Source organism: Frankia sp. CgJB1 (assembly GCF_977947065.1).
This window is the reverse complement of record NZ_CDWTNB010000182.1, coordinates 1-8,003: the sequence shown is the minus strand read 5'-3', so window position 1 is coordinate 8,003 and position 8,003 is coordinate 1. Positions and strand designations below refer to the sequence as shown.

The following is an 8,003-nucleotide window of genomic DNA, read 5'->3' as shown; positions in this document are numbered from 1 at the left end:
GTCCCGCCCGCGCGGTACCGGCGCCGACCCCCCGGGCGGGGCCGAGGGCTTCGTGGGCATCGCCGACGCGACGGGCCCCGCGCCCGGGGCGACGCCCCCCGGCGCGGCCGCTGCGTGATCGGCGGGATCTTCGGACACACCGCTCCCGATGGTCGGCATCTCTCCTACCGGACCACTCTACGACCCCGGGTCCAGACGATGAACCGGCCGCGCGGCGAAGGGCCGAGCCGGGGACGGGACCACTCGTCCCGTTGAGCTACGCTCATGGGCAGCGGTACGGCGTGGACGGGGACGAGTAGCGGCGGGCGCAGCCCGAGCGAGCCGGGGTCGGTGGAAGCCCGGTGGCCAGCGCGTCGCGAAGATCACCCCTGAGTCGCCGGAAGAACGGGATCCGGTCGACCATCGGGTCCCCAGTAGATCCGGCCACCGCGAGGACAACGAGGGGCCATCCCTCGGCCCGATCCGGCCGAGCGGGTGTGCAAGGAGGGTGGTACCGCGGTACCCCCGGTCCGGGCAGGACAGGCGGCCGGCGCATCGGCCGGATGGTCACGCCCGGGGCCGGTGAGGCGTCGTCCCTCCGTTGGAGAGCCAGCCCGACGGAGATCACGACTATGGAGACCGGGTCCCCACGATGAGCACCCCCCTGCGGCATCCCACCTTCGCTCCGCTGCCCGCCCAGGTGGACCTGCCCGCCCTGGAGCGGGAGACGTTGGCCCGCTGGCGCGACACCAAGGTGTTCCACCGTTCGTTGGAGGCCACCGCGGACCGCCCGCTGTGGGTTTTCTACGAGGGCCCGCCCACCGCCAACGGCAGGCCGGGGGCGCATCACGTGGAGGCCAGGGTCTTCAAGGACCTGTTCCCCCGCTACCGGACGATGAAGGGCTACCACGTTCCCCGGCGGGCCGGCTGGGACTGCCACGGGCTGCCCGTCGAGCTCGCGGTCGAGAAGGAGCTCGGCTTCACCAGCAAAAACGACATCGAGGCGTTCGGCATCGCCGAGTTCAACGCCCGGTGCCGCGAGTCGGTGCTGCGCCATGTCGCGGACTTCTCCGCGATGACCGAGCGGATGGGCTACTGGGTCGACCTCGAGGGCGCCTACCGCACCATGGACACCAGCTACGTCGAGAGCGTCTGGTGGTCGCTCAAGCAGATCTTCGACCAGGGCCTGCTGGTCGAGGACTTCCGGGTCACCCCGTACTGCCCGCGCGACGAGACCCCGCTTAGTGACCACGAGGTGTCCCAGGGCTACTCGGACGTCGACGACCCCTCGGTCTACGTCCGTTTCCCGCTCGTCGCCGACGCCCTCGGCCTCGCCGGGCAGGGCGCGCAGCTGCTGGTCTGGACGACGACCCCGTGGACACTGGTGTCGAACACGGCGGTGGCCGTTCACCCGGAGATGGAGTACGTCCTGGCCCGCGCGGGGGATGGGGAGTTGTTCGTCGTCGCCGAACCACTGGTCACCGCGGCCCTCGGCGAGGACGCCGAGATCGTCGAGCGGTTCCGCGGGGCGGAGCTGGCCGGTGCCCGCTACACCCGCCCGTTCGAACTGCTGGCGGCGGAGCGGTTCGCGGCCGGCACCGGCGTCCCGCACTCGGTCGTGCTCGCCGACTACGTGACGACCACGGACGGCACGGGCCTGGTCCACCAGGCGCCGGCGTTCGGCGCGGAGGACCTGGCAGTCTGCCGGGCGAGCGAGCTGCCGGTGGTGAACCCGATCGGGACGGGCGGCCGCTTCCTCGCCGACGTCCCCTTGGTCGGCGGGATGTTCTTCAAGGATGCCGACGCGCCGCTGACTGCCGACCTGCGCGCACGGGGCCGGCTGTGGCGGGCGTCGACGTATACGCACAGCTACCCGCACTGCTGGCGCTGCCACACACCGTTGATCTACTATCCGCTGCCGTCCTGGTACATCCGGACCACCGCCATCCGCGACGAGCTGCTGGCGCAGAACGAGCGGACGACCTGGCACCCCGAGCGAATCAGGACTGGTCGGTACGGCGAGTGGCTGCGCGGCAACGTCGACTGGGCGCTGTCCCGCAACCGATACTGGGGGACACCGTTGCCGGTCTGGCGCTGCGACGACGACCCCACCCACCTGGTGTGCGTCGGGTCACTCGCCGAGCTCTCCGAGCTCGCCGGGCGGAACCTGGCCGACCTCGACCCGCACCGCCCGTTCGTCGATGAGGTCACCGGGACCTGCCCGACCTGCGGCGGCGTCTCGCACCGGGTGCCTGAGGTGATCGACGTCTGGTACGACAGCGGCGCGATGCCGTTCGCCCAGTGGGGTGCCCCGCACCACAACCTCGAGGAGTTCACCCGGCAGTACCCGGCGCAGTACATCTGCGAGGCGATCGACCAGACCCGCGGCTGGTTCTACACGATGATGGCGGTCGGCACGCTGGTGTTCGGCCGCTCCTCCTATGAGACGGTGCTCTGCCTCGGCCTGCTCCTGGACGCCGACGGCCGCAAGATGAGCAAGCATCTCGGCAACGTGCTCGATCCCTTCGAGCTGTTCGAGCGGCACGGCGCGGACGCGGTCCGCTGGCTGATGCTCGCCGGCGGCTCGCCGTGGGCGGACCGCCGGATGAGTCACGAGGCGATCGAGGACATCGTCCGCAAGGTCCTGCTCACCTACTGGAACACCGCGTCGTTCTTCGCCCTCTATGCCGGGGCGGCCGGCTGGCGGCCGGGCGCGAGCCCAGGCGCGGGCGCGACACCGCCGGCCCGGCGGCACGTGCTGGACCGCTGGGCGCTGTCCGAGCTCGCGGCCACCGTCGCCGAGGTGGACGAGGCGCTGGAGAACTTCGATTCGCTGCGGGCCGGGCGGCGGATCGCCCGGTTCGTCGACGACCTGTCCAACTGGTACGTCCGCCGGTCCCGCCGCCGGTTCTGGGCCGGCGACGCCGATGCCCTGGACACCCTGCACACCTGCCTGGATGCACTGACCCGAGTGATGGCGCCGTTCACACCGTTCCTCACCGACTGGCTGTGGTCACGGCTGTTCGCCGACGCCTCCCCGCAGACCCCCGACTCGGTGCACCTTGCCGCCTGGCCCGAGCTCCCCGGGGGGCTGCACACGCCGGAGCTCTCGGAGCAGATGGATCTCGTCCGGCGGATCGTGGAACTCGGCCGTGCCGCCCGGGCCGCCAGCGGGATGCGCACCCGCCAGCCGTTGCCGCGGGCGGTCATCGGCGCGAGTGCCTTCGACGAGCTCTCCCCCGAGCTGATCGCGCAGATCACCGAGGAGCTCAACGTGACCACGGTGGAGCCGGCGACCTCGGAGGTCGTCGACATCTCGGTGAAGCCGAACTTCCGGGCCCTGGGGCGGCGCTTCGGCAGGAACACCAAGGCGGTCGCCGCGGCCATCGCGGCCGCCGGTCCTCCCGTCAACGGACGGCTCACCGTCACCGTCGACGGGGAGGAGGCCGAGCTGTCCGGGGACGAGCTGATCATCACAGAGACGCCGCGGCAGGGCTGGGCGGTCACCGCCGAGTCCGGGCTCTCCGTCGCCCTCGACCTGGAGATCTCCCCGGAGCTCGCCCGCGCCGGGCTCGCCCGCGACGTCGTCCGGGTGCTCCAGGACACGCGCAAGGCGGCAGGGCTGGAGATCACCGACCGGGTGGACGTCTCCTGGGCGGCGACGCGCGAGGAGACCGCACTCGCGCTGCGTACCCACGGTCAGACGGTGGCCGAGGAGGTGCTGGCGGTCTCCTTCACCGAGGTGGCCCGCACGGAGCTGCCTGCGGCGCAGCCGCGGGAGGCGGAAGCCCGCTCGGCGGCCGAGGAGCTGGGCCTGGCGTTCACGCTCACCCGGCACGAGACGACCGGCGGCTGAGACCGAGGCCCGAGGTCAGCGAGAGGCCCGGCGTACTGCTCCCGCTGGGAGCAGCGCCGCGGCGACCAGCGTCAAGATCAGGGACGCGTAGACGAAACCGCTGCCGGCAAGGATACCGACCACCGCAAGAACCGTACACAAAGCAAGAACTGCTCCACAAAGCGTCAGCATCTCTCGATCACCCCATCACGAGACCGCCCGTCGGCTCCGGCCCCGTCCGCGCCGGTGCCGAGGGCCACGCCAGACTCGCCGAGGGCCGCGCAGCGGATGATCAGAACTCCTGCATTCCCGGGGCGTCCCGCCGGGTGGCGTCCACGTCCGGCCGGCCGTGACCGTTGTCGCGGGCCATGGCGGCGCCGGCGGGCAGGGGCGGACCGGGCGGGAAGGTCGGCTGGTGGGCGGGGTTCTGCGGGGCGCCACTGGGCCCCATGCCCACCGCGGGCGGCGTGGGTCCACCACCCGGGTTGAGGCCCGGTCGCGGTGGCCCGCCGGCACCGACGGCCGGCTGAGTCGGCATGCCGTCCAGGTCCCGCAGCTGCATCTCCAGGTAGGCCCGCAGCCGAGTACGGTACTCCCGCTCGAACGCCCGAAGCTGCTCGACCTGGCCCTCGAGGCGACGCTTGTCGTCCTCCAAGCCGCCGAGCTGCTCGGCCACGTGCGCCCGGGCCTCACCAATGATGCGGTCCGCGTCCGCCCTCGCCTCGCGGCGGGCGCGTTCAGACTCCGCGCGCGCCTCGCGCAGCGCCTCGTCCGCCGTGCGCTGGGCCAGCACGAGGGTACGGGTGACCCGCTGCTCGATGTCGGCCTCCACCTGCGGGTTACCGCCGGCCCGGGCGGGCGGTCCGGAGGTACCCACCGCTGAGATCACCGTTGTGGGGGCGCCGCCCTGCTGCGGCCCCTGCGGCCCGGTGGGCTGCGGCTGCTGGCCCCGTTCCCGGGCGGCCTGGGCCTGCGCCTGGGCGATCTGGCGACGCGCCTCGTCGAGCTGGCGGCGCAGGCCCTGGTTCTCCTCGAGGATCTGCGCGGGCACGCCCGGACCACCACCGCCGGAACGCCGGGCCTCGTCGAGCTGCCGGCGCAGGTCGCTGTTCTCGTCCAGCAGCCGCGTCAGCTCCGCCTCGACCTCGTCGAGGAAGGTGTCGACCTCATCCTCGTTGTAGCCCGTGCGAAACCTCGTCGGGCTGAAGACCTTGTTCTGAACATCCTGTGGTGTCAGAGCCACGTCGCCTCCTCGTGCGGCATCGCCGCTCCCCGAAGAGAGGGCGGTCTGCGGGCAATCTGCCGCGCCCGCGCTCGCGGTGTGCACAACAACCCCGTCACAGCCTCTGCGCATAGCTTCGAAGCACGATGATCACCAGGAAGAGCAGCAGGAACCCGAGGTCAAGCGCAACGCTACCCACTCGCAACGGCGGAAGAAATCGCCGGATGAATCGTAACGGAGGATCAGTTGTCGTGTACACAATCTCGAAGACCAGTACCAGGGGGCCGGTCGGGCGGAACGATCGGCTGAGGGCAAGAACCAGATCGATGATCCATCGCGTTATCAGGAGCAACAGATAGACCGTCAGCACCCAAAAGATCAAGCTACCTACTGTGCTGATGGCGCTCTCTCCTGAGGAACGGGGGGAACGTGATCACATTCCCTGGCTATGACTGGTTGTAGAACCCACCCTCGCGGATGCGTCGCTTGTCCGTCTCGGTGACCTCGACATTGTGCGGCGAGAGCAGGAAGACCTTGTTGGTCACCTTCTCGAGGTCGCCCCGCAGGCCGAAGATCAGACCCGCGGCGAAGTCGACCAGCCGCTTGGCGTCGGCATCGTCCATGTCAGTGAGGTTCATGATAACGGGTGTCCCGTCCCTGAACTCCTCGCCGATCTGACGCGCCTCATTGTAGCTGCGTGGCTGAAGCGTGGTGATCCGGTAGGGGTGCGGCTCCTCCACCGCGGCCACCCTGCGCATCGGCACGGGACCGGCGGGACGCAACGGTTCGACCGGTGGACGTCGCGGCATGGCGACCGGCTCCTCACGTGCGTCTATCCGATGGACCGTACGGTCCATCGGAACCGGTTCGTGCATAGCACGCCGATCGTCACGACCGTCGTCATAGTCGTCGTCGAGATAGTCCTCATCCTCCTCGGCCAGACCGAGGTAGACCATCGCCCTGCGCCCGAGCCCCATGGGCGCGACTCTAAGGGACACCAGGCCGTTCACCGAACAAAGCGGTGCCGATCCGAAGGTGTGTCGCGCCTTCGACCACCGCGTCCTCAAGATCTCCCGACATGCCGGCGCTGATGACGGTGGCCTGGGGATGCCCCACCTTCAGGCGTTCCGCCATCTCACGCAGTCGCGCGAATGCAGGTCGTGGCTTCCCTCCCCGGGGGGCGACAGCCATCACGCCTCGCAGAGCCAGTCCCGGCGCCTCCTCAACAAGATCGGCCAGGACGGAAAGGCCGGCCGGATCGACCCCTCCGCGCCTCGAGCCGGCGATCGACGCACCGATCTTCCCATCGGAAGCACCAGGGAAGTCCAACGAGACCTGGAGACAGACCGACAGCGGGCGGCCGCGTTCCATCGCCAGTCGGGAGAGCACCGGCACCAGGCTCACCCGATCCACCGACTGCACCCAATCCGCCCAACGAAGAACGGATCTGGCCTTGTTGCGCTGCAGTTGTCCCACGAAATGCCAGATCGGATCGTCGGAACCGGAGGACGGGCCGTCACCGGTCCCCTTGGTCGGGACGTTCCGTTCCCCGCCGATCAGCCGGGTGACGAAACCCACCTTCGGCCCGGCCTCCTGCTCCCGGTTCTCGGCGAAGTGCCGCACCCCGAGCGTGTGCATCATCACAACATCCTGGGGTGGGTAGGTTTTACTGACCGCAATGAGGGTGAGGTGGTCCGGATCACGGCCCGCGGCCCGGGCCGCCCCCGCGATCCGAGCCCGAACCTCGGCCAGCCGCTGCGTCAACCGGTCCAGGCGTGCCGGATCGAGCTCGATCGGGCCGGGCCGGTGGATCATGGCGTCGGCCGGAACCAGGCCAGACCGGCGAAGCGTCCCGTCCGACCCTCCCGGCGGTAGGAGTAGAGCTCCGGATCCTCGGTGGTACATCGAGCAGAAATTGTTATATCAGTCACACCGGCGACGGCGAGTTGACAACGGATACCGGCACGCAGATCGATCGCCGCGGTGCCGACGCGGGTGGTGGCCGCACTCCCCGGCACCTGGGTCTCCACCTCGCAACGAAGATCCTCCGACACCTCGTAACAGCCGGCACAGATACATGGACCGATGGTGACACGGAGCTCGTCCCGGGCGGCGCCGAGCCGCTCGAGGGCCCCGAGAGTGGCATGTATCACGCCATTGGCCATCCCAACCCGGCCGGCGTGCGCCACTCCCACCACCGCGGGGGCCTCGAACAGCACCGGTGCGCAGTCGGCGACCATCACGGCGAGCGCGAGGCCGGGGACATCGGTCACCAGCGCGTCCGCCTGCGGAGGCGGCCCGTGCCGGCGCAACACGGCGACCTGCCTCCCATGCACCTGCCGCATGTACTGGACCGGCATCCGCAACCGGTCGACGAGCCGGCGTCGGTTGACGGCGACGGCCTCGTCGGCATCCCCGACGTGGTCGCCCAGATTGAGTCCCTCGAACGGCGGGTCGCTGACCCCACCCGAGCGCGAGGTGACGAGAACCGGCATGCCGGAAGTCTGCCTGGCACCGGCTACTTGAGGAAGTCCGGCACGTCCAGCTCGTCGTCGTCGGCCACCGGCCGCACCGGCCGGCGAGGCGGGTAGGTCGGCCGGGGAGCAGTGCGCGGGGGCTCCGGGGGGTGCTGACCATAGGTCTGATCAACCGGCGGCTCCACCGGTTCACGGTTCGGCGGGGCGAGGCGGGACTCGATCGTCGGGATCACGGTCGATTCGGCCGTGGCGGCCGCGGCGGGTTCGTTCGAGGCCGGCGCCCCCGGCAGCGGTTCCGGGTGGTAATGACCGACGTTCGACGGCGCGATCGGCGGCGGGGGTGCCTGCAGGTAGCTCGGCGCGGGCGGCGGGACCGGCGCGACGGGCGGGGGCGGCGGGGGCGCGGCGGGCGGCGTCCGAGACGGGACGGTGGAGATCGTCGGCAGCGGCGGCAGGATCGTTGTCGCGGGCGAGGTGGCCGGGGCGGCCA

Annotated in this window: 6 protein-coding genes and 1 pseudogene; 1 reads left to right on the top strand and 6 read right to left on the bottom strand. The window is 70.6% G+C overall.

All coding sequences use genetic code 11. From position 1 onward, the window contains the following. Positions 1-631 precede the first annotated feature (631 nt). Entirely contained in the window at positions 632-3,835 is a 3,204-nt protein-coding gene (gene ileS / locus AC08OT_RS17105; protein WP_476592821.1) for an isoleucine--tRNA ligase, read from the top strand. A gap of 271 nt (positions 3,836-4,106) precedes the next feature. On the opposite strand, the gene AC08OT_RS17100 is transcribed toward ileS, so the two are convergent. The 6 genes and pseudogenes from AC08OT_RS17100 to AC08OT_RS17075 all read right to left on the bottom strand — a co-directional run. After that, entirely contained in the window at positions 4,107-5,057 is a 951-nt protein-coding gene (locus AC08OT_RS17100; RefSeq protein ID WP_476592820.1) for a DivIVA domain-containing protein, read from the bottom strand. A gap of 94 nt (positions 5,058-5,151) precedes the next feature. Continuing rightward, positions 5,152-5,406, bottom strand: a complete 255-nt coding sequence (locus AC08OT_RS17095; RefSeq protein WP_476603032.1) for a YggT family protein — start codon at positions 5,404-5,406, stop codon at positions 5,152-5,154. Positions 5,407-5,482: 76 nt separating this feature from the next. Then, entirely contained in the window at positions 5,483-6,013 is a 531-nt protein-coding gene (locus AC08OT_RS17090) for a cell division protein SepF (protein WP_476592818.1), read from the bottom strand. 10 nt (positions 6,014-6,023) lie between these two features. Further along, the gene (locus AC08OT_RS17085; RefSeq protein ID WP_476592817.1) at positions 6,024-6,851 is read right to left on the bottom strand and encodes a YggS family pyridoxal phosphate enzyme; all 828 of its coding nucleotides are present in this window, start codon (positions 6,849-6,851) and stop codon (positions 6,024-6,026) included. Continuing rightward, the gene (gene pgeF / locus AC08OT_RS17080) at positions 6,848-7,531 is read right to left on the bottom strand and encodes a peptidoglycan editing factor PgeF (RefSeq protein WP_476603031.1); all 684 of its coding nucleotides are present in this window, start codon (positions 7,529-7,531) and stop codon (positions 6,848-6,850) included. The genes AC08OT_RS17085 and pgeF overlap by 4 nt, the downstream gene beginning before the upstream one ends. Positions 7,532-7,554: 23 nt before the next feature. Beyond that, a pseudogene (locus AC08OT_RS17075) lies at positions 7,555-8,003 on the bottom strand (cell division protein FtsZ); the annotation flags it as partial.

Bases quoted from the DNA above. Each gene is read 5' to 3' on its own strand.
- ileS (WP_476592821.1), top strand. From the start codon at position 632: ATGAGCACCCCCCTGCGGCATCCCACCTTCGCTCCGCTGCCCGCCCAG.
- AC08OT_RS17090 (WP_476592818.1), bottom strand. From the start codon at position 6,013: ATGGGGCTCGGGCGCAGGGCGATGGTCTACCTCGGTCTGGCCGAGGAG.
- AC08OT_RS17085 (WP_476592817.1), bottom strand. From the start codon at position 6,851: ATGATCCACCGGCCCGGCCCGATCGAGCTCGATCCGGCACGCCTGGAC.
- pgeF (WP_476603031.1), bottom strand. From the start codon at position 7,531: ATGCCGGTTCTCGTCACCTCGCGCTCGGGTGGGGTCAGCGACCCGCCG.